General features: G+C 74.7%; 22 protein-coding genes. 7 read left to right on the forward strand and 15 right to left on the reverse strand.

All coding sequences use genetic code 11. The annotated features are described in order from the left end of the window. Positions 1-72 precede the first annotated feature (72 nt). From rfaE2 to ACSIH6_RS13060, 7 genes are read right to left on the reverse strand one after another with little or no spacing between them, the layout of a single operon-like run. Complete coding sequence (gene rfaE2 / locus ACSIH6_RS13030) at positions 73-1473, reverse strand: D-glycero-beta-D-manno-heptose 1-phosphate adenylyltransferase (protein ID WP_435108524.1); 1401 nt, start codon at positions 1471-1473, stop codon at positions 73-75. After that, complete coding sequence (locus ACSIH6_RS13035) at positions 1470-2060, reverse strand: D-sedoheptulose-7-phosphate isomerase (protein WP_150255516.1); 591 nt, start codon at positions 2058-2060, stop codon at positions 1470-1472. The genes rfaE2 and ACSIH6_RS13035 overlap by 4 nt, the downstream gene beginning before the upstream one ends. Continuing rightward, positions 2060-3322: a glycosyltransferase gene (locus ACSIH6_RS13040; RefSeq protein WP_435108525.1), complete on the reverse strand. Its 1263-nt coding sequence runs from the start codon at positions 3320-3322 to the stop codon at positions 2060-2062. Before ACSIH6_RS13040 ends, ACSIH6_RS13035 begins: the two co-directional genes overlap by 1 nt. After that, the gene (locus tag ACSIH6_RS13045) at positions 3319-4371 is read right to left on the reverse strand and encodes a glycosyltransferase (RefSeq protein WP_435108526.1); all 1053 of its coding nucleotides are present in this window, start codon (positions 4369-4371) and stop codon (positions 3319-3321) included. Before ACSIH6_RS13045 ends, ACSIH6_RS13040 begins: the two co-directional genes overlap by 4 nt. Beyond that, entirely contained in the window at positions 4368-5384 is a 1017-nt protein-coding gene (locus ACSIH6_RS13050) for a glycosyltransferase family 9 protein (RefSeq protein ID WP_435108527.1), read from the reverse strand. The genes ACSIH6_RS13045 and ACSIH6_RS13050 overlap by 4 nt, the downstream gene beginning before the upstream one ends. After that, positions 5381-6880 (reverse strand): HAD-IIIA family hydrolase, encoded by a 1500-nt coding sequence (locus tag ACSIH6_RS13055; RefSeq protein WP_435108528.1) that lies wholly within the window; start codon positions 6878-6880, stop codon positions 5381-5383. The genes ACSIH6_RS13050 and ACSIH6_RS13055 overlap by 4 nt, the downstream gene beginning before the upstream one ends. Beyond that, positions 6877-8535: a carbamoyltransferase family protein gene (locus ACSIH6_RS13060; protein WP_435108529.1), complete on the reverse strand. Its 1659-nt coding sequence runs from the start codon at positions 8533-8535 to the stop codon at positions 6877-6879. Before ACSIH6_RS13060 ends, ACSIH6_RS13055 begins: the two co-directional genes overlap by 4 nt. 274 nt (positions 8536-8809) lie before the next feature. On the opposite strand from ACSIH6_RS13060, the gene ACSIH6_RS13065 reads away from it, so the two are divergent. Both ACSIH6_RS13065 and ACSIH6_RS13070 read left to right on the forward strand, forming a co-directional pair. Further along, positions 8810-9232, forward strand: a complete 423-nt coding sequence (locus tag ACSIH6_RS13065) for a CBS domain-containing protein (RefSeq protein ID WP_435108530.1) — start codon at positions 8810-8812, stop codon at positions 9230-9232. A 7-nt stretch (positions 9233-9239) separates the two neighbouring features. Then, entirely contained in the window at positions 9240-10271 is a 1032-nt protein-coding gene (locus ACSIH6_RS13070) for a glycosyltransferase family 9 protein (protein WP_435108531.1), read from the forward strand. A gap of 117 nt (positions 10272-10388) precedes the next feature. On the opposite strand, the gene ACSIH6_RS13075 is transcribed toward ACSIH6_RS13070, so the two are convergent. Further along, positions 10389-10997: a helix-turn-helix domain-containing protein gene (locus tag ACSIH6_RS13075; RefSeq protein WP_435108532.1), complete on the reverse strand. Its 609-nt coding sequence runs from the start codon at positions 10995-10997 to the stop codon at positions 10389-10391. A gap of 64 nt (positions 10998-11061) precedes the next feature. Between ACSIH6_RS13075 and ACSIH6_RS13080 the strand changes: the two genes are divergently transcribed. The 3 genes from ACSIH6_RS13080 to ACSIH6_RS13090 all read left to right on the forward strand — a co-directional run bounded on the left by ACSIH6_RS13080 (position 11062) and on the right by ACSIH6_RS13090 (position 13262). After that, positions 11062-12096 carry an NAD(P)/FAD-dependent oxidoreductase gene (locus ACSIH6_RS13080; RefSeq protein ID WP_435108533.1) on the forward strand — a complete coding sequence of 345 codons (1035 nt, stop codon included), beginning with the start codon at positions 11062-11064 and terminating at the stop codon, positions 12094-12096. 230 nt (positions 12097-12326) lie between these two features. After that, positions 12327-12629: a zinc ribbon domain-containing protein gene (locus ACSIH6_RS13085; protein ID WP_435108534.1), complete on the forward strand. Its 303-nt coding sequence runs from the start codon at positions 12327-12329 to the stop codon at positions 12627-12629. A 33-nt stretch (positions 12630-12662) separates the two neighbouring features. After that, positions 12663-13262, forward strand: a complete 600-nt coding sequence (locus tag ACSIH6_RS13090; RefSeq protein ID WP_435108535.1) for an MFS transporter — start codon at positions 12663-12665, stop codon at positions 13260-13262. Positions 13263-13281: 19 nt separating this feature from the next. Here the strand turns inward: ACSIH6_RS13090 and ACSIH6_RS13095 are convergent, their stop codons facing one another. Further along, a complete protein-coding gene (locus ACSIH6_RS13095; protein ID WP_435108536.1) occupies positions 13282-14058 on the reverse strand; it encodes a class I SAM-dependent methyltransferase in 777 nt (258 codons plus the stop codon). Positions 14059-14194: 136 nt separating this feature from the next. On the opposite strand from ACSIH6_RS13095, the gene ACSIH6_RS13100 reads away from it, so the two are divergent. Further along, positions 14195-14653: a hypothetical protein gene (locus ACSIH6_RS13100; RefSeq protein ID WP_435108537.1), complete on the forward strand. Its 459-nt coding sequence runs from the start codon at positions 14195-14197 to the stop codon at positions 14651-14653. A 14-nt stretch (positions 14654-14667) separates the two neighbouring features. Here ACSIH6_RS13100 and ACSIH6_RS13105 read toward each other — a convergent pair whose 3' ends face one another. The 6 genes from ACSIH6_RS13105 to ACSIH6_RS13130 all read right to left on the reverse strand — a co-directional run bounded on the left by ACSIH6_RS13105 (position 14668) and on the right by ACSIH6_RS13130 (position 18999). Further along, a complete protein-coding gene (locus ACSIH6_RS13105; RefSeq protein WP_435108538.1) occupies positions 14668-17142 on the reverse strand; it encodes a flippase-like domain-containing protein in 2475 nt (824 codons plus the stop codon). A 70-nt stretch (positions 17143-17212) separates the two neighbouring features. Continuing rightward, positions 17213-17878 (reverse strand): TetR/AcrR family transcriptional regulator, encoded by a 666-nt coding sequence (locus ACSIH6_RS13110; protein ID WP_435108539.1) that lies wholly within the window; start codon positions 17876-17878, stop codon positions 17213-17215. A 75-nt stretch (positions 17879-17953) separates the two neighbouring features. Beyond that, complete coding sequence (gene rpmF / locus ACSIH6_RS13115; protein WP_047870212.1) at positions 17954-18124, reverse strand: 50S ribosomal protein L32; 171 nt, start codon at positions 18122-18124, stop codon at positions 17954-17956. Positions 18125-18189: 65 nt separating this feature from the next. Beyond that, complete coding sequence (locus tag ACSIH6_RS13120) at positions 18190-18438, reverse strand: type B 50S ribosomal protein L31 (protein WP_061078686.1); 249 nt, start codon at positions 18436-18438, stop codon at positions 18190-18192. A 44-nt stretch (positions 18439-18482) separates the two neighbouring features. Next, on the reverse strand, positions 18483-18647 hold the full coding sequence (rpmG, locus tag ACSIH6_RS13125; RefSeq protein ID WP_013152592.1) for a 50S ribosomal protein L33: 165 nt from the start codon (positions 18645-18647) through the stop codon (positions 18483-18485). Positions 18648-18765: 118 nt separating this feature from the next. Beyond that, positions 18766-18999, reverse strand: coding sequence for a hypothetical protein (locus tag ACSIH6_RS13130; RefSeq protein WP_435108540.1), 234 nt, complete (start codon positions 18997-18999; stop codon positions 18766-18768). A gap of 458 nt (positions 19000-19457) precedes the next feature. Between ACSIH6_RS13130 and ACSIH6_RS13135 the strand changes: the two genes are divergently transcribed. Next, positions 19458-20120, forward strand: coding sequence for a TetR/AcrR family transcriptional regulator (locus ACSIH6_RS13135; RefSeq protein WP_435108541.1), 663 nt, complete (start codon positions 19458-19460; stop codon positions 20118-20120). Positions 20121-20518 lie beyond the last annotated feature (398 nt).

The following is a 20518-nucleotide window of genomic DNA, read 5'->3' on the forward strand; positions in this document are numbered from 1 at the left end:
TCCCTCGTTCTCCGTCGTCGTTCGTCTGTCGTTCCCGGGCGCCGGGGCAGGGGCGTCCGGTCTCGGTGGTGCTCAGCGGGCGGGCACTCCGTCGCGGCCCCGGCCGCGTATGCGGGTGATCAGCCCGGTCGTGGAGTGGCCGGGTACGAGGGGCACGGTGACCACCTCTCCCCCGGCCCGCCGCACGACGGGCGTCTCGGGCAGGTCCTCCACGTCGTAGTCGCCGCCCTTGACCCACACGTCGGGCCGCAGCTCCTCCAGAGCGCGCACGGGCGTGTCCTCGCCGAAGAGGACCACCTCGTCCACGCAGTCGAGCGCGCTCAGCACGCGGGCGCGGTCGTGTTCGGCGACCACCGGACGGCCGCTGCCCTTGAGCGCGCGCACGGAGGCGTCGTTGTTGAGCAGGACCACGAGGCGGTCACCCAGGGCGCGGGCGCGGCGCAGCAGGTCTACGTGGCCCGCGTGCAGGACGTCGAAGCAGCCCCCGGTCGCCACGACCCGCTCCGCCCGGCGGCCCTGTCCCGCCGGGCTGCTCTGTCCCGTGCGGGGTCCGGGCACCGCGGCGGCGCGCGCCTCCCCTGCGGCGGGGCGCGGGGCGGCGTAGGCCGAGGCCCCGCCCCCGGCGACGAAGGCCGAGGCGGAGGCGACCCCGCGGCGGACGGCGTCACGCACGTCACCGCCGTCGGCGAGCGCCGTGGCGCACGCGGCGGCGAAGGCGTCCCCGGCGCCGCAGGTGTCCGTCGGCGAGTCGACGGGCGCGCCCGGCAGGAGGGCGCGTTCGCTCCCCGTGCCGGACCAGGTGGCGCCGCGCGCGCCGAGGGTGACGGCCACCGAGTGCACACCCCACGCCCAGGCCAGCTCCCCCGCCCGGCGCAGAGCCTGCTCGTCGGTGCCCCCGGAGACCCCGGCCTCGGCGGCGTTGGGCGTGGCCAGGCGGGTTCCGGGTACGGGATCGGCCCCGCGCGGGTGCGGGTCCCACACGAGCGGGACGCGCTGCGCGCAGGCAGCCAGGGCCCGGCGCACGGCGCGCTGGCGGGTGAGCCCGTGCCCGTAGTCGGCCACGAGCACGACCGCCGCCCCGGACAGGGCCTCGGCGATCTCCTCGGCGCGGGCGTCGAGTTCCACGCCGTCGCAGCCCTGATCCAGGCGGGCCACGGTGCGGCCGTTGGCCTGGACCCGGGTCTTGGTGGGCGTGTGCCCCATCAGGGGCAGCCCCACCAGCCGGACGCCCTCCCCCACGAGCGCGGCCAGGTCGTCGGCGGCCGCGTCGCGGCCCACCGCGGTGACCAGGACCACGTCGTGGCCGTCCTGCCGGGCGCGGCGTGCGGCCAGGGCCGCGCCGCCGGGCCGGTACCAGGCCTCGGGCTCCTCCAGCACGGGCGCGGGCGCGTCGGGGCAGTCGCGCCGGGACACGCCCCGCAGGTCCACGTCGAGCAGGGCGTCGCCGACCACCACCACGGTTCCCGCGCTCATGTGGCCGCCCTCCCCTCCGGGACGAAGACCCCGTGTGCGCGGGCGGCGACCTCGGCGTCCACCGCGGCGCAGAACACGTGGACCAGCGCCAGGTGGACCTCCTGCACGGTGGAGGTGCTGGGCGCGGGGACGGCGACCGTCTCCTCGCTGAGCGACTCCAGGGCGCTGGGTCCGGGGCCGGTCAGGGACCAGCAGGTGACGCCGAGCTCCTGCGCGGCCTTGGCCGCGGCGACGACGTTCTCGCTGTTGCCGCTGGTGGACATGCACACCAGCAGGTCGCCCGGGCGGGCGTGGGCGCGCAGCTGGCGCGCGTAGACCTGGTGGTAGCCGTAGTCGTTGGCGATGGCGGTGACGCTGGAGGTCTCCGCGTGCAGCGCGATGGCCGACAGGGGCTCGCGCTCGTCCTCGAAGCGTCCGGTCAGTTCGGCCGTCAGGTGCTGGGCCTCGGCCGCGCTGCCGCCGTTGCCGCAGGCGAACAGGCGCTGTCCCCCGCTCAGGGCGCGCGCGGCGCGGCGGCCCCACTCCTCGACGAGGGCCGCGTCCGTGCCGTCCAGCGCGGAGCTGAGCTGTCTCAGGTGGGTGTGCATCACTCCTCGCCTCCCCCGGTGGTGGTGGCGACCGGCGTGTTGCGTCCCGCGCGGGGCGCCGGGACGGCCGTTCCGGTCGCGGTCGCGGTCACGTGCAGGTAGCACTCCTCGGTGCGCCGGGCCACCTCCGCCCACGAGTAGCGCTCACGCGCCCTCTCGGCCGCGGCCTCGGCGAAGGAGGTCCTGGTCGCCCCGTCCGAGAGCAGCCAGCGCACGGCGCGGCCCAGCCGCTTGGGCGACCTGGCCGGGACGAGCAGGCCGGTCTCCCCGTGCACGACGGTGTCGACGTGGCCGCCCACGCGGGAGGCGACCACGGGGACGCCGCAGGCCATCGCCTCGACGGTGGAGATCCCGAACGGCTCGTACCAGGGCACGTTGACGGCCACGTCGGCCGATCTGAGCAGGGCGGGGACCTCGGCGCGGTCCACGCAGCCCAGGAAGCGGACCCGGTCGTCCACGCCCGCGCGCTCGGCGACCATGCGCAGCCGCACCGCCTCGGGCTGGGTCCACAGGCGTTCGCGGTCGGCTCCCCCGGCGATGACGAGTTCGGCCTCGGGCACCTCGGCCAGCGCGCGGATCACCGTGTCCACGCCCTTGCGCCGGACCAGGCGGCCCAGGCTGAGCAGGCGCGGGCGGTCGCCGCGCTCGGCGGCGGGGCCCTTCGCGGTGAAGCGGGAGGTGTCCACACCGCAGGGCACCACCGCCACGCGCGCGGGCGCGATCCCCCACTCGGCGAGTTCGCGCCGCTCCTCGGTGGAGGTGGCCACGACCATGTCGCACTGACCGGCCACGGCGCGCTCGGTCGGGACGCGCTCGACGGGGCTGGTGTCGTCCGTGCCCTGGTGGCGGCGCTTGACGGTGCCCAGGGCGTGGAAGGTCTGCAACACGGGCAGGTCCAGGGCCCCTGCCGCCCGCAGGGAGGCGAAACCGCTCATCCAGAAGTGGGCGTGGACGACGTCGGGCCGTTGGACGCGCCAGGCGGCCCGCAGCCGCTGCGCGAACTCGGGCATGTACCGGGGCAGCTCGTCCTTGCTGATCGGGGCCGCCGGTCCGGCGCGCACGTGCTCCACGCGCACGCCCGGACCCAGGGAGACGGTGTCGGGCCGCTCGGCGTCGGTGCGGCGCGTGTAGACCACGACCTCGTGTCCGCGCGCGGCGAGCGCCGCGGCCAGCTCGGCCACGTGGACGTTCTGGCCGCCCGCGTCCTCTCCGGTGATCGCCGCCAGCGGGCTGGCGTGTTCGGAGACCATGGCGATCCTCATGACGTCACCTCCTGTAGCACCCGGTCCCAGTCGTCGAGGAACCTGGTGAGCCCGTAGCGGCGCAGTGCCGCCGCCCGGGCGGCCTTGCCGGCACGAAGGGCGAGGTCGCGATCCTCATGGAACGCGCACAGCGCCTCCGCGAGTACTCGGGGGTCGGTCGAGACGGTGCCCGCCTCGGGCGGCACGGCCTCGTAGGCCTCGGTGGTGCCCAGGGCGGCCACGGGCAGGCCGAGCATCATCGCCTCGATGAGGGACAGGCCGAGCGAGGTCCATCGCAGGGGGTGGGCGTAGGCGCGGCGGCGGGCGAGCTCGTCGTGCATGGCGCCCTGGGGCAGGTCCTCGTGGGCGCGCAGCCGCGGGGGCGCCAGGCCGAGGTGCTCGGAGATCCCGGCCACGCCCATGCCGAACAGGTCCAGGGGCACGCGCTCGGCGAGTGCGGGCAGCAGGTCGGTGCCGGTGAAGCGCCAGCGGCGCAGGGGCTCGTTGAGCACCACGCCCGTGCGGGCGATCTCGCCGGTGTAGCGGTACCCGGGGTCGGGCACGCCGTGTTCGACCACACGGGTGGGCGCGCGCCCGCAGTCCCAGAACAGGTCGTTGAAGTGGGTGACGTGGACGACGGGGATGTCGTCGCGGTCGGCGACGGGGTGCCGCGTGACCGGCACGTCCTGGCGCGGGGTGTTGTGCTCGACGTAGACGGCGGGCACGTCCCGGCCCGGTACGCGACCCAGGAGCTCCTCGGCCAGGGCGATCTCGTGCGGTCGCTGGAGGATCACCAGGTCGGGCTCGCTGTCGCGCACCGCCTGCGGGGACAGTTCCTCGGCGTTGGCGGGCCAGTCCCAGGTGCGGGCGCGGCCCCGCCCGTCCGGTCCCCGGTCCGGGGTCACCGGCAGCAGGCAGGTGTGTCCGCCGTGGACGAACGCGGTCGTCCACGAGCCGTGGACGTGCCAGAGCAGGATCCGCAGCACGCGCGCGGGCGTCCTGGCCCGGCCCTGCCCCATACCCCGGGGGGCAGGCGCCGGGATGGTGGGTGTCGGATGGTGGATGGTCATCGTGCCCCCAGGAGTTCGTCGACGGCGGTCAGGACGTCGTCGGAGGAGACGGAGTTCAGACAGGGATGCCCGGGTACGGGGCAGACCCGGGCTCGGGTGTCGGCGCAGGGCGCGAGCTGGTCTCCCAGGACGCGGACCGCGGTGCCGTGGGGCGCCCACGCGGAGGCGGGCACGACCGGGGAGAAGAGCGAGACCACGGGCGTGCCGACGGCGGCGGCCAGGTGGGCGGGGCCGGTGTTGCCCGAGACCAGAACGGCGGCGCGGTCGAGCACGTCGGCCAGTTCGGTGACGGTGGTGCGCCCGGCCAGATCCGCTGCGCCGTGCGCGGCGACCTCGCGGGCCGCCGCGGCCTCCTCCGCGGTGCCGGTGACCAGGACCCGGTGTCCGCGCTCGGCCAGCGCGGCGACGGTCTTGGCGGCCAGGGCGGGCGGCAGCTCCCGGGAGGGCGCGTCCGCGCCGACGTGGACCACCGCGTACCCGTCCGGCCCGGTCAGCTCCCGGGTGTCGGGCAGCGGTCGGCGCACGGCCAGGCGCCCGTCGTCCCCGGGGGGCGGCGGGTACCCGGCCGCCCTGGCCAGGGACAGCATCCGCTCGGCCTCGGGGATCCCGTGGGCCACGTGGTGGCGCACGTCGAGCAGACTGCCCGGGTAGTCCTCGCTGACGGCCGAGACTCGGGGCACCCCGGCCATGCGCAGGAGCAGGGCCAGCGGCAGCGGCGACTGGTGGAAGGAGGTCAGGAGCACGGCGGCGTCCGCGCCGAGGCCGGACAGGCGTTTCACGAGGCGGGTGACGTCGGCGGCGTCCACCGGCGGCGGGTCGGCGGCGATCCAGGGCGCGCACCAGGTCAGGACGTGGTCCACCCCCGGCAGCGTCGCGGCGGTCTCGGCGCCCCGGGGACCGGCGAGGTAGACGACCCGGTCGGCTCCGTGGGCGACGGCGCGCACGGCCGGTCCGGACAGCAGGACGTCCCCCATGCTGTCCAGGCGCGCCACGATCACGGTGCCCCCGCTCACGAGGCGTCCCTTCCGAGCAGGCGCAGGACGGCGGCCTCCAGGTCGGGCGCGGTCTCGGGCGCGGACCGGCACTCGGCGTCCAGGGTGGCGGCGGTGGGCACGAGCACCCCGCGCGCGCCCGCGGCCCGCGCGGCGTCCACGTCGGCGCCGATGTCGCCGACCAGCGCGCAGCGGGAGGCCGGTAAGCCCAGTTCGGCCGCGGCGGAGCGGACCATGCCGGGCGCGGGCTTGCGGCACCCGCAGCCGTCCTCCTCGCCGTGCGGGCACACGCGCCACACGTCGAAGGGGCCCAGCAGTTCCTCCACGCGCCGGTTGACCGCGTCCACCTGGTCGCGGGTGATCAGCCCGCGGGCGATGCCCGACTGGTTGCTGACCACACCGACGGCGAGTCCGGCGCGGCGGGCCAGGGCGAGCGCCCGTTCGGCCGAGGGCGTGGGCCGCACCTTGTCGGGGTCGCCGTTGTAGGGGACGTCCTCGACCAGGGTGCCGTCCCTGTCGAACAGCACGGCCGCCACTCCCACGCCGGGGCGCGCCCCGGCGTGGCGGATCTCGCCGCGCAGCCGCTGCCAGCAGGCCAGGGGCGGGATGAGCGCGCTGGTCACCAGCATGTCGGTGACCTCGTCGCGGGTGCCGGGTCCGCCGGAGATCCGGCGCCGGGCGAACGCGGCGGTGCGCGCGGCCCACAGCGCGGCGCACGCGGCGGCCGCGGCGCGGCGCCCGGTCAGGGCCGCTCCGGCGGCGCCCAGCAGGGCGGCCGTGGTCAGCGCGTGCCCGCGCAGCCCGCCGGGGCCCTCGCCGACCCGGCTGCGCCAGCCGCGCCCGTGCAGGCGGTCCATCAGCGCGTTGTCGGCGTTGCCGCGCTGGGCGGCCAGGCTCGCCCAGCGTCCGCCGCCGCGCAGCGGGTGCACGCACTCGCGCTCGCCGGGCACGAGGACGAACCCGGCGTCCACGACCCGCAGGGCCAGGTCGGTGTCCTCGCGGTAGGCGCGCGGGAAGCGGGCGTCGAAGCCGCCGACCTCCTCCAGGGCGCTCCTGCGGTAGGCCATGTCGGCGGTGATCCAGCGGGCGCCCTCCAGGGCCAGGGTGGCCCGTTCGGCGTCCGTGGGCCGGTGCCCGCGCGGGCGGGGCACGGTGATGCGGCCCTGGCTGGCGCCCACCTCGGCGGGCAGGTCGGCCAGGTCGGCGCACAGGCGCCGCGGCCAGTCCGCGGGCGGGGCCACGTCGTCGTCCAGGAAGGCGATCCATTCGGAGGCGCAGGCGTGCCATCCGGCCTGGCGTGCGGCGGCGGGGCCGCCTCCCCCGGTGCGCAGGACGCGCACCCGGGCGTGGTCGATCCCGGGTAGCGGCGCCGCGGTGTCGGTGGGCGGACGGTCGTCGACGACGACGATCTCCTCGGGCGCTTCCCGGGGCGGCGCGTCCAGGAGCGGCCTCAGGGCGCGGGGCAGGGTGTCGCGCCCCACGGTGGGCACGACCACGGAGTAGCGGGGAGCGCTCACCGGTGCGCCCCCTCGCCCGCGCGGCGGCGCACGACGAACGGGCCGATGGCCAGCAGGTCCACGGGCGCGGACCCGAAGCACTCCAGGGCGTCGCGCGGGGAGTCGACCATGGGCCGCCCGGCGGTGTTGAGGCTGGTGTTGACCAGGACCGGCAGGCCGCTGCGCTGCTCGAAGCGGTCCAGCAGGCGCGCGGTGAGCGGGTCGTCCCGCTCGGCCACGGTCTGGACGCGGGCGGTGCCGTCCACGTGCACCACGGCGGGCAGGCGCTCGCGCCAGTCGGGGTGCACCTCGTGGACGAAGAGCATGTAGGGGCTGGGCAGAGGCCCGCCGGAGAAGATCTCCGACGCCCTGTGCTCAGCCACCATCGGCGCGACGGGACGGAACTGCTCGCGCCCCTTCACCCGGTTGAGCCGTTCGAGGTTGTCGGGGTTGGACGGGTTGGCGAGCAGGGACCGGTGCCCCAGCGCGCGGGGCCCGTACTCCGAGGCGCCCTGGAACCAGGCCACCAGCGCGTCCCGCCCCAGTGCCTCGGCCACGGTGTCGGCCAGGTCGTCGGGGCGCTCGAACGCGACGTCGGCCTCGCGCAGGACCGCGTGCAGCTCGTCCTCGTCCCAGGAGCGGCCCAGGTCGGCCCCGGGCATGGGCGCCACCGAGTCCTCCACGAGCGAGGCCACGTGCAGGGCGCCGCCCAGCGCGGTGCCCGCGTCGCCGGAGGCGGGCTGCACCCAGACGCTCTCGAAGGGCCCCTCACGGGCGATGCGGCTGTTGGCGACGCAGTTGAGCGCGACCCCGCCCGCCATCGTCAGGCACGGGCGTCCAGTCTGCTCGTGCAGCCAGCCGACGACGGCCAGGAGGGTCTCCTCCATGGCGGCCTGCACGCTGGCGGCCAGGTTCGCGTGCTCCTTGGAGGGCTCCCGCCCCGGCTCGCACGGGTCGGCGAGGGAGTTCCAGTCCAGGCCCGAGGCGCGGACCAGGCCGTCGCCCTCGTAGCGCACGCACTTGCGCACCGCGTCGAGCATGGTGGGCTCGCCGTAGGAGGCCAGGGCCATCACCTTGTACTCGTCGCTGGAGCGGTGGAAGCCCACGTGCTCGGTGAGCTCCTCGTAGACCAGCCCCAGGGACTCGGGCAGCGGCTGGCGGGCCAGCACCTCCAGCCTCCCGCCGGTGTAGACGCCCGCCAGGTGCGAGGTGCTCTCTCCGCGGCCGTCGGCCACGAAGACCGCGCACTCACCGCCCCCGGCCTCGGGCGGGGCGGCGAGCCCCGCGGAGGCCGCGTGCGCGACGTGGTGGGGGACGTAGCTGATCTTGGCCGGGTCCAGGCCCGGCAGCGCGGTGGCCAGGAAGTGCGGCACGCGCTCGACGTAGAACAGGCGCAGGCGTTCCCAGCCGCGGTCCTGTCCGGGCCCCTCGGGGTCGGCCAGGGCGGGGTCGTAGGAGTAGGTGACCGCGTCCAGGTCGGTGGGGCGCAGCCCCGCACGCTCCAGGCACCAGCGCATCGCCTGCTCCGGCAGCTCCCACGTGGAGAAGGGCACCGCGGCCTTGCCGTGCTTGCGCCGCGAGAACCGCTCCTCCTCCGCCGCCGCGACCGTACGGCCGTCGACGACGATCGCCGCTGCCGGGTCGTGGAAGACGGCGTTGACACCGAGGACACGCATGTAACCGCTCCCTCCTCAGGCTGGGGTTCGGAACTCAGACGCCGAACGCACTCACTCGACTACCAGCAGCAGCGACGCCTAAACATCCACCACAGGCGACCGGAACCCCCTCACCAGCCCCGACGCGCGCGTGTGGGCTACTCCGGGTCCGCCGCCCGTGCACCCGCCGTTCGTCCGGCGGCGATGGAGAAGCCGTCATGTTTGCCCCCACGGATGCGGGCTATGGGAGGGGTGAGAACTGGAGAGGCACGACCGACACGAAAGGAGCAGGACCATGGTGGTGCGAACCATCGACCAGGTGATGAGCAGCCCGGTCCGCACGGTCTCGCCGGACACGTCCCTGCGTGAGGCGGCGGAGATCATGCGCGACGCCGACGTGGGCGACGTCGTCGTGACCCAGGACAGGCGGATCATGGGCATCCTGACCGACCGCGACATCGTGGTGCGCTGCGTGGCCGAGGGCGCCGACCCCGGTCAGCACAGCGTCAGCGACGTGTGCAGTTCGGAGGTGGCCACCGTGCCGCCGCAGAGCGGGATCGCCGACGCGGTGCACGTCATGCGCACCAACGCGGTGCGCCGCCTTCCCGTCGTGGACGGCGACCGCGTCGTGGGCGTGGTGTCCATGGGCGACCTGGCTCGGACCGTGGACGAGGACTCGGCGCTGGCCGACGTCAGCGCCGCCGACCCCAACCGCTGAGGCACCGGTGGGAGAGACGCCGCCGTCCGGCCACGGGGGCCCGGACGGGGGCGGGGTCCCCGACACGGGCGGACGACCGTCCCTGCTGGCGCTGCGGGCGCTGGGGCTGGGCGACTTCGCCACGGCCGTTCCCGCGCTGCGCGCGCTGGAGCGGGCGCTGCCGTCCTGGCGCCGGACCCTGGCGGGTCCCTCCTGGTACCGGCACCTGGTCGCGCTGGCCGGGCTGGACTGGGCGGTCCTGCCGACCGAGCCGCTGCGCGCGCCCGACACCGGCGCCCCGGACCTGGCCGTCAACCTGCACGGCCGGGGTCCGCAGAGCACGGCGGCCCTGGCCGCCCTGACGCCGGTGCGGCTGTGGACGCACGGCCACCCGTCCGCCCCGCAGTGGCCGGGACCGGGATGGCCCGAGGAGGTCCACGACGCCGAGATCTGGTGCCGTCTGCTGCGCTCGCACGGTGTGGCGGCCGACCCGGACGACCTGCGGTGGCCGAGTCCTCCGGAGGGGAGTGGCGCGGTGGTCGAGGGGGACACCGCGATCGTCCACCCGGGGGCCGCCTCCGAATCGCGCCGGTGGCCCGCGGAGCGTTTCGCGCGGGTGGCCGGAGAGCTGGCGGCCTCGGGGCTGCGGGTGCTGGTGACCGGCTCACAGAACGAGACCGCGCTGGCCGAGCGGGTGGCCGAGGCCGCCGGACTCGGCGACCGGGCGGTGCTGGCCGGGCGCACGTCCCTGGACCTGCTGGCGCGGCTGGTCAGCCAGGCCCGGCTGGTGGTGTGCGGGGACACCGGGATCGGCCACCTGGCCACCGCCTACGGCACGCCGTCGGTGCGCCTGTTCGGGCCGGTCTCCCCGCAGCTGTGGGGCCCGCGGGTGGACCGGGAGATCCACGCGTGCCTGTGGGCGGGCCGCCCGGGCGATCCGCACTCCGCCACGCTGGACCCGGGTCTGGACGCGATCGGCGTCGAGGAGGTCGTCGCCGCGTGCCGGACCGTGCACGCCTCCGGCCGCCCCACCGCCGAGGATGCCGTCCGCGGTTCCTGAGTTCTGCTCCGAGAGCGTCCGCCGACAGGTGCAGCGTCCGCCGCTTGGTGTTGGGTGTGGACTGGCCGAAAACGTTGCTGGTGTGACGCAAAGTGCCCTACCGGCGAACCCTGCCGGTCAGGAGTCGGCGCTCTCGGACGGGCCCTCCGCCTTGGGGCGCGCGCGCAGGTGCGCGCGCTCACCCTGTCTGCCGAACAGGCTGAGGAACTCGACGGCCCCGGTGTCGGCGGAGCCGAACCAGTGCGGCACGCGGGTGTCGAACTCGGCCGCCTCGCCCGGGGTGAGCACCAGGTCGTGCTCGCCCAGGACGACCCGCAGCCGCCCGTTGAGGACGTAGAGCCACTCGTAGCCCTCGTGGGTCTGCGGGTCGGGTTCACTCGGACGGTCGCTGGCCGGGATCACCAGCTTGTACGCCTGGATGCCGCCGGGACGGCGGGTCAGGGGCAGCATGGTCATGCCGTGGTGGGTGACCGGCCGCAGGTGGATGCGCGGGTCGCCGGTGGGCGGCGCGTCCACGAGTTCGTCGAGGGTGACACCGTACGCCCTGGCCAGCGGAAACAGCAGTTCGAGGGTGGGACGGCGAGAACCCGACTCCAGCCGGGACAGGGTGCTCACCGAGATGCCGGTCACCGCCGACAGGTCGGACAGCGTGGTCTCCTTCTGCTTGCGCAGCGCGCGCAGCCGGGGTCCGACCGCGTCGAGCGCGTGGTCGAGGTCGTCTTCCATACCGCCATTTTGCCATACCGGCAACAAAGATTGCGTGAACCGGCGAGGGGTCGCATGGTGGGGCATGGAGGTGATCGCTGTGAACGATCAGTTGGAGAGCGGTTACGACGCGGTGGTGGTCGGCGGTGGCGCGGCCGGGCTGAACGGGGCCCTCATGCTGGCCCGGGCGAGGCGCTCGGTGGCGGTGGTCGACTCGGGCGCCCCGCGCAACGCGCCCGCGGCGGGTGTGCACGGGCTGCTGGCCCGGGAGGGCATGTCCCCAGCCGAGCTGCTGGAGCGGGGCCGGGCGGAGGTGCGCGGCTACGGCGGCCACGTGACCACCGGGGACGTCGTCGCCGTGACCCGCGACGGCGGCGGGTTCCGGGTGGAGCTGGCCGACGGCCGCGACGTGCGCGCGCGTCGGATCCTGGTGACCACCGGACTGGTGGACGAACTGCCGGACGTGGCGGGCGTGCGGGAGCAGTGGGGCGCGGGCGTGGTGCACTGCCCGTACTGCCACGGCTGGGAGGTGCGCGACCGGGCCATCGGCGTGCTGGCCAGCGGACCGATGGCGGTGCACCAGGCGCTGCTGTTCCGCCAGTGGAGCGAGGACGTCACGCTCTTCACCCACACCATGCCCTCGCCGGGCGAGGAGGACGCGGAGAAGCTGGCCGCCCGCGGCATCCGCGTGGTCGAGGGCGAGGTGGCCTCACTGGAGACCGCCGACGGCCGGATCACGGGGCTGCGGCTGGCGGACGGCACGGTGGTCGGCCGGGAGGTGGTGGTCGTCGGAACGCGGATGGTGGCGCGCGCCTCCTTCCTGGAGACGCTCGGCCTGCGGGTACGGGAGCACCCGATGGGGGTCGGCGAGTACGTCCCCACCGACGAGGGCGGCCGCACCGACGTGCCCGGGGTGTGGGCCGCGGGCAACGTCACCGACCTGACCGCCCAGGTCGGCGCCTCGGCGGCGTCGGGCGCCGCCGCCGGGGCCCAGGTCAACGCCGACCTGGTCAACGAGGACACCCGCCGGGCGGTCGCCGCCCACCGGGACGCCTTCTCGGCCGAGTCCGAGGCGCGTGTGAGCGAACTGGTGGCGGGCGAGCGCGGCCACGGCCTGTGAGTTCCGGGAAGGGGAACGGCGTGTCCGAGGATGTCGACAGGGCCTGGTCACCTCCGATTCCAGGACCATGACGGCCGACCACGGCGGCCGCGAGGCCACCCCGCACGACTCCGCGGCGCGGGCCCGCAGACGCCCGTGGCCAGCGTTCCCCCACGGCGTACCGCGCCGCGGGGGAACGCCTCCCGCCGCACGGCGGGGCACGTCCGCGAGGGATGCCCTAGCCTGGCGGCGTGCACCACGACAACGAGGACGCCGGAAACGGGGACTCCGGAGACGATCGAAACCCCGAGGTCGCCCACCTCCTGGTACGGGTGCCCGCAGCCAACGCCTCGCGGCGCTGCTCGGCATGCCAGGACATCACCGAGGGCAGCCGTCAGTCGCGGGACCGGTTCGTGTGCAAGGCGCCCGGGTGCGGGTATGCGGCGCACGCCGACACCAACGCCGCACGCAACGTCGAGCATGCGGTGAAGCAGCAAGCGCCCCGGGACATTGTGGGTGCCAGGACGTGGAGCCCTCGCCGCCAGGCGGGCTGAGAAACGTCAACCACCAGCGGACGGATCAGTTCCGTGTGCTGGATCCTTTCGCCTTCGAGCGGAAGAGGATGTCAAAACATCGGGTTCTTCGCCCTGCTGGCCTACACGCCCTTCCCACTGGGACTGGACGAGATGGGCCTGGGGTTCACCTTCTTCGGCTGGGGTCTGGCGGTCGCCGTGACCTCGGTCTTCGTGGCCCCGGTGCTCACCCGCCGGTGGCCGCGCACGCGGGTGCTGTGGACCACGCTGCTCCTGCTGGCCGTGGACCTGGTCGCCGCGGGTGCGCTCATCTCCTCCACGGCGGGGCTGATCACCAGCATCGTGCTGGGCGGCCTCCTGCTGGGAGTGCTCAACACGGTGCTGACCGAGTGCGTGATGGAGGCCAGCGACCTGCCGCGCTCGGTGGCGTCCTCGTCCTACTCGACGGTGCGCTTCCTCGGCGGCACCGCCGCTCCCCCGGCCGCCTCCGCGCTCGCCGCGGCCCTGTCCCCCGGCGCGCCGATGTACGCGGCGGCGGGGTCGGTGGCGCTGGCCGCGGGGATCGTGCTCGTGGGCCGCAGGGCGCTGCGCAGGGTCGACGACGGCCCCGAGTCCGCGCGGGCCGAGGCCGAGGCGATCACCACGGGAGAGTGAGCGCCGGTCCGCGGCGCGGTCAGCGCCCGGCCGCCTCGACGAGGAAGCGGTGCACCGTGCACGTGAGCGGCCTCCCACGCGCCATGTTCCGGTGGAGCCGCAGCAGCGGCCCGCGGTGGGTGGGTGCGTCGAAGCCCGGCACCTGCCACGGGACCATGCGCAGGTAGGACACGAGCGCGCCGACGTCATGGAAGCGGCGCAGGGTCCGGGCCTGACGAGCGCGGGTGACGGCCAGTCCCGCTCCCTCCAGGCCCGCGACCGCCGCGTCGAGGTTCCAGTGCGCGTCCCGGTCCGGGGGCGGCCCCTCCAGGAGGGCGCTGAGTTCGCGCCCGTCATCACTGCCGACCTGCTGGGTGACGAAGACGCCGCCGGGGGCCAGGACCCGCCCGACCTCGGCGGGGTCGTAGGCCTCGTGGCGGTCGAGCACCGCGCCGAACGCTCCGGAGGGCAGGGGCAGGCTTCCGTCGGGGCCAGGCTCGACCACGTCCACCGCCAGGGCCGCGAGCCTGCGGCGCGCGACGGGGACGTTCGGCGGCCAGCCCTCGGTGGCCCGGGAACCGGGCGGCAGCGGGGCCAGGGACGAGAGGAGTTCACCTCCCCCGGTGCCCAGGTCCAGGACGGGCGCCCGCGTGGCGCGCACGAGCTGCCCGGCGCGCTCCTCGTAGGACCAGGGCAGCGGGTCCTCGGTCATCCTTCCGTCCAGGAACCGGAAGTCCCACCCGGAGGTCGGCCGTCGCGCGGCCTCCTCCACCAGGTCGTCGAAGTCGCGCACCGATCCCCGCCCTCTCGTGGTCACCCGGCCATTGTGCGCACCCGGCGGAGCGGGTTCAACCGAATAACGACGGAGCGCGACCTCGGAGTCGACCACGGGCGTACGCGGTCGATACCGAACGCGGATGTGGCGGGGCGGCGGTCTCCCTAGGCTCGTGGCCATGACCGAACAGAAACGCTCCGCTCTCGGCCTGTCATGGACCGTCATGATCGTGCTGGCCCTGCTCGCGGCGCCCCGCGTGATCCTGCACGACCTCGACATCATCCAGGAGGGAACGCTCGTCAACGCCCTGTTCGTGTTCGTCCCCCCGCTCGTGTGGGTGGTGGTGGCCGTCCTGACCCGGGCGCCGAACCCGTTCCTGACCCTGCTGGTGGTCGGGCTGCTCTACGGCGTCCTCCTCGCCCTGGGGCACCAGGTGCTGTGGAACACCGCCTGGGAGGGGGACCCCCCGACGCTCGGCGGCAACCTCAGCGACCTGCCGCCCGCCGCGCACGCGATCATCATCCGCGGCTTCTCGGTGGTGAGCAGCCTGTTCACCGGGGCGGCCGTCGGCGCCGTCACCGGTCTGGTCGCCTGGGGGATCGGCAAGCTCGTGCCCGCCCGCTCCAGCGTCTCCTGACGCGCGGACCCCGCTCAGATGGCCTCGCGGCGCTGGAGGTAGGAGAAGGCCCCCCAGCCCGGCAGGACCGGCAGCCAGAAGGTCAGCAGCCGGAACAGCAGCACCGCGGGCAGCGCGACGGCGGCGGGGACGCCCGCCACCGTGGTCAGACCGCCGATCAGGGCGGCCTCCACCGCGCCCAGGCCTCCGGGCGTGGGCGCGGCCGAGCCGATCGCGTTGCCCGCCAGGAACACCACCGCGACCGCCACCAGGCTCACCCGGGCGCCCGGGTCGGCGAAGGCCAGGACCGAGAACTGTAGGCACAGCACGAACGCCGCGGTGATCAGCAGCGTTCCACCGAAACCCAACAGCAGGCTGGACGGGCTCTGGAGCATGTCCAGCAGCCGTGGCAGCACCCCGCGCAGGTAGGGGCGAATCCGGGCGCTGAGGGCGTGCCGCAGCCGGGGCAGCAGCAGGACCACCCCCACCACGGCCGTCCCGGCGATGCTGATCACGACGACGGTCGGGGAGGGCGTGAACCCGGTCCAGTACGAGGTTCCGGTGAGGTAGGCGCACACCAGCAGCAGCGGCACGTGCACCAGGAACCCGACCAGCTGGGTGAGGCCCACCGCGGACAGGGCCAGGGAGGTCGAGACCCCCTGCCTGGTGGCGAACCGGGTGTTGATCGCGAGCGACCCCAGCCCGGCGGGGGCGGCGATGCGCACGAACGACCCCGCGTACTGGACCATGACGGTGCGCCACCACGGCAGCGGCGCGGGCACGAAGCCGATGAGGATCATCGCGGCGGAGAGCGTGCACACCACCGACGCGGCGAGCGCGGCCAGCGTCCACCCGAGGTCGGCCTGGCCGATGGCGGTGAAGTCCACGCCGGTGAGCTGGTACAGCAGCACCAGGCCGACGACGGTGGCGACGATGACGCTGACCACGGTGCGTGGACGCATCCGCTCCAGGCGGGCGGGTTCGGAGGGCGCCTCCGGGGCGATGCGCACCACGCGCTCGCGCAGCCTGGCCAGGAGTCCGCGGTCCCCGCGCAGGCCCCGGCGCAGCGCGTAGGGCAGACCGGGGGGTTGCAGGAAGGGCAGGACCGCGGCCGTGGCGGTCACGCCCAGCGCGCGCACCGCCGAGTCCACGGCGCGCCCGCTCCCCACCCGCATGGCCAGCAGGGTGAGCATGGCGGCCTGGTCCAGGGCGACCTGGAGTTGGGGGGCGGCCACGCCGCCGCGGTCCAGGCCGGTGAGGAGGACCGCCGCCTCACGGGGACCCGCCGGGATGGGCGGGACTGTGGTTTCGGAGGTGTCGGCCGGTGCGGAGGTGTCCTCTGAGGCGGAGAGGTCAGCTGTGCCCGAAGGATGGCCCAGGACTCCGACGGTGGCGCCGTTGACGTTGCCGTGGACGAGCCGGTGGCGGTGCAGCAGCCCGAGTTCGCGCCAGCACAGGTCGATCAGCTCGTCGGTGAGCTCCTCGTCGTCGAGTGCGTCCAGCGCGCGGAAGTCGGGCAGCTCGCGGACCAGCAGGACGGTGCCGGGCCCGAGTTCGCCGACGGCCAGGACGCGGGGGACGGCGGCCCCCGCCTGCCGGGCCGAGAAGCTCATCAGCGCGGCGTGCTCGGCGCGGCGGCGGACGCCGTAGAGCATCCGGGGGGCCACGGGGCCGCGCAGGAACAGCAGGTCGCGCAGACGCCGCCAGAACCCGGCGGTGTTCTCGGAGCTGAGCACGACCAGCTCCACCCGGCGGCCGTCGTCGAGCTCGGCCAGGTGGCGGGGGTTGCCCTCCTCGTCGTCGTCCGCGCGGGAGACGCCGGTGGCGGACAGCCCGAACCTGCGCAGCTCGGCGTCCAGGCCGTTGTCGGTCTGCGGCGGCGGCCTCTCCCCCAGCGCGTACCGGACCAGGGCGGCGCAGGTGAGGCCGGCCAGGACGGTCAGGACGAGGGCGAGGACGCTGGTGACCCCGGCCAGCAGGGCGCAGACCGCGACGGTGGTGTTGCCCGCCCACAGGACCGAGCGGACCCGCGGCAGCCCGGTGGGCATGGTGCGGACGAAGGCCAGGACGGCGGCCACGTAGCCGAGGGTGGCACTGGTGAAGACGTCGTCGGGGGCGAGCGCGTCGGGGAACCGCTCCGGGCCGATCAGCGCGAAGAGGCTGGCGTTGATCAGCGAGGCGAGGGTGTACGCGGCGATCCCGGCGGCGACCGGCCGGACCAGGGAGCGCCGCCGCCCGGTGAACAGCGTGCGCAGGACGACGTAGCTGACGAGGACGATCAGCAGGAGGTTGGCGCCCGCGGCGACGAGCAGGAGCAGGCCGGTGGGCAGCAGCGCGCGGAGCCGGTCGGGGTCGGTCCCCTCCACACCGTCGGTGGCCACGCGGACGGCGATCATGATCGCCGCCACCACGAGCAGGCCGACCGCTCCCGTGAGGAGGTCGACGGGCCTGCGCGGGGCTCGCGGTGTTCGGAGGTCCGGCGCGGGGGTCTCGTCGGTTCGCGTTGTCACACTCCCAAGACTGCCCGACTCCGCGGGGGCCGGGTACCAGGGGCGGCGCGTTTCGCGGGACCGGCCGCGCTCAACCCGTGGCGAGGTCGGGGATCTGGTCCAGCCCGATCCGCGGGGCCGCGGGCAGCGGACGGGGCTCCCCCGTGCTCTCGAAGGACTGGAGGAGGTAGGCCACCAGGCGGCGCGAGGAGGCGGCGGCCGCCTCGGGCGGGCCGGAGGCGGCCCCGCAGTTGGCCAGGAGCAGCAGCGTGAGGTCCTCCAGAGCGAAGTCGGGGCGCAGTCGCCCGGCCGCCTTCGCCCGGCGGATGAGTTCGGTGAGGCCGCGTTCGGCGCGCTCGCGCTTCTCCTCGAAGGGGACCGCACCGGGAAAGGCGCTGAGGAACGCGCCGGTGAAGCCCCGGTCGGCGGCCTGCATCGCGCACACCCGCTCGACGGCCGTGCAGAAGCCCCGCCAGGGGTCCGGGTCGGCGAGGGCGTCGTCGACGTGGGAGGCACAGTCCGACAGCTGGTCGGCGAACACCTCGGTGACCAGGGACTCGCGGGTGGGGAAGCGGCGGTAGAGGGTGGCGATCCCCACCCCGGCCCGGCGGGCGATGGCGGACATCGGCACGTCGATCCCGCGTTCGGAGAAGGCCGCGCGGGCCGCCTCGACGATGCGGTGGCGGTTGTGCAGCGCGTCGGCGCGCAGGCTCGGGGCGTCGCCGCCGGGCGCGGCACGGGGCGTTCGGGCTGGCATGCCCACCACCTTACGACGGCCGGGCGCCCCGCCCGGAGTGCCGGGGCGGGGCCGGGCGGGCTGTGCCGGGGCCGCCTACTCGGGCGGCGCGAGCAGTCCGCGCTCGTAGGCGCGCACGAGGTTGCGCGGCACGAGGTACTCGCGGCCGCGGATGTGGACGCGCGCCAGGTCGGGGGTGGCGGCCTTCCACTGGGAACGGCGCGTGCGGGTGTTGGACCGCGACATCCTGCGCTTGGGTACGGCCATCGGGTCCTGCCTTCTTCTCGGGTGGTTCGGGGCGGGGCGCCGGGCCCCGCCTCGCGTTCTGTCGGTCAGCCCCTGCGCTGGTAACGGCGCTGGAAGCGCTCCACGCGGCCCGCCGTGTCCACCACGCGGGCGTTGCCCGTGTAGAAGGGGTGGCTGGCGCTGGAGATCTCGACGTCGATCAGCGGGTAGGTACGGCCGTCGCTCCACTCGATGGTCTTGTCGCTGGTGGCGGTGGACCTGGTGAGGAAGGAGAAGTCGGCCGCGCGGTCGCGGAAGACGACCGGCTGGTAGTCGGGGTGGATTCCCTGCTTCATGTGTGCCCCCTTGGGGTGGTCGTTGGGCGCGGTGGTCCGCCCGCTCAGCGCTCCTCGCGGAACTCGACGTGGCGGCGGACGCGCGGGTCGTACTTCTTCAGGGTGAGCCGGTCGGGCGTGTTGCGCCGGTTCTTGCGGGTGACGTAGGTGAAGCCCGTCCCCGCGGTCGACTTGAGCTTGATGATCGGCCGAATCTCGTTGCGTGCCATGGATGCCTCCTCGGGTGTTCCCACGCGTTACAAGTCGATGATAACCGTTTTCATTCCCGATTCGACCAGGCCGTCTCCCACCTGTGGACAACCCTTGCCCAGGCCGTCCCGACGGGGCTCAACCGCCGGATCCGCCGCGGACCGGACGCCAGTACTGGCGGTCCCCCTCGCCGCGCACGACCCAGTCGAGCTCTTGCCCGAGGTAGGCGCCGAGGTCCGCATCCGCGCCGGAGTCCGGTGGAGGAGAGGCGGACGTGCAGCCGGCGAGCAGGAGGAGTACCGGCGTGGCGGCCGCGGCGAGCCCGGTCGTGAGGCGCGGGGATCGATCCGGGAGTGGAAGACGTGATCGCATGCGTTTTTCCTTTGTCGAGCCGCGGTCGTGTACGAGGTGCGGCGGCGGTTGACGGGGTGTTCCTGGCTGGGTGCACCGAGGTGCTCGATCAGGCAGCAACCTCGACCGGCCGGTGCGGGGACCCCAGCTTCCGATCCCGTGGGTCTCGGCGTCCAGGAGCCGGTGATGGCGGAAGGTGAGTGCTCGGGCGTCCCCGGTGCGGAATCGAGACGTCGCTGGCTGCCGTCCGCGCTGATCAGGTGGATCCGCTGCATGCCGTGCCTGCTCGCGGCGACCTCGATGCTGTCCGATCCGAGCGGGAACCGGACCGGCATGCCGGAGCTCTGCACGTGCCGGTCGCCCACGTCTGGTCCTGTCCGGGGGACGGGACGGGAGGGAACACCGCCACGAGGCCCATTTAGCATGCCCATGCCAAATAAAGTAGCACACGCATGCCAAAAAATGACTAGGATGGTGTCATGCCTAAGAGAGTCGACCCGGATGTCCGCCGGGAGCACGTCGCCGACGCCGTGATCGACGAGATCGCCGCGCATGGGCTCCGCTCGGTGACCCTCGCCCGGATCGCCGCACGCACCGGCTTGGCCATCGGGAGCATCCGGTACTACTTCGGCGACACCGTCCGCGAGGTCATGCGCTTCACACTGGGCGTCCTCATGCAGCGCGCCGCGCGCCGCGACGCGACGATGTCCGACGACCCGGTGACACGGATCGTGGAGGTGATCGCCTTCGCCGCGCCGACCAGCGAGCAGGAGCGCAAGGAGAACATCGCCCTCGTCGAATACCGCGTCATGGCGCGCACGGACCCGGAGCTTGCGGCCGACATCGCTGCGACGTCCCTCGCGGGCGCGGATGTGGTCCGCTCACTGCTGCGCGAGGCACTGGCTGACCGCGCTGTCGACGAGGAGGCGCTGCACCGCGAGGCGCTCCTGCTGTTCGCCCTGATCGAGGGCTTCTCGTTCAGTTCGGCGCTGTTCTCCGCCCCGTTGCACGAGACGGACGTCCGTGCCGCCGTGACGGCGACCATGCAACGTCTGCGCGACGCCTGTCCGTCTTCCGACAAAGCCGTCAAGGGAGCGGCTGGAGATCCTGCGGCCGCCGAGGAGTCACGGAGCTACAGCTAGCACGCCATCCACACAACGCTCATGTCCGAGCGCGGCTGTGGTCACGGCGACAGGCGTTCCGGGGGCCTTCGCTCCGGCTCGTGTCCGGCGCCCGGGAGCCGGAGCCCGCGGCCCCCTCCGCACGCGAAACGCCGGTGCCGCCGTGGGGTTCCGCGGCGGCACCGGCGTTGGGACGGTCCCTCTCCGGTCGGCGACCGGTCCACCGGGACCGTCAGGACCGTCAGGACCGTCAGGACCGTCAGGACCGTCAGGACCGTCAGGCGACGACCTTGCCCTCGGCGCGCTTCTCCACCACACGCTCGGCGCGCAGGCGGCGGGCCTCGTCGGGGTCCAGGACCGGGGCGGCCGTCAGCAACTGGCGGGTGTAGTCGCTGCTGGGATTCTCGTACACCGCGTCG

This window comes from Nocardiopsis synnemataformans, assembly GCF_965343085.1.
Lineage (GTDB): Bacteria > Actinomycetota > Actinomycetes > Streptosporangiales > Streptosporangiaceae > Nocardiopsis > Nocardiopsis alborubida.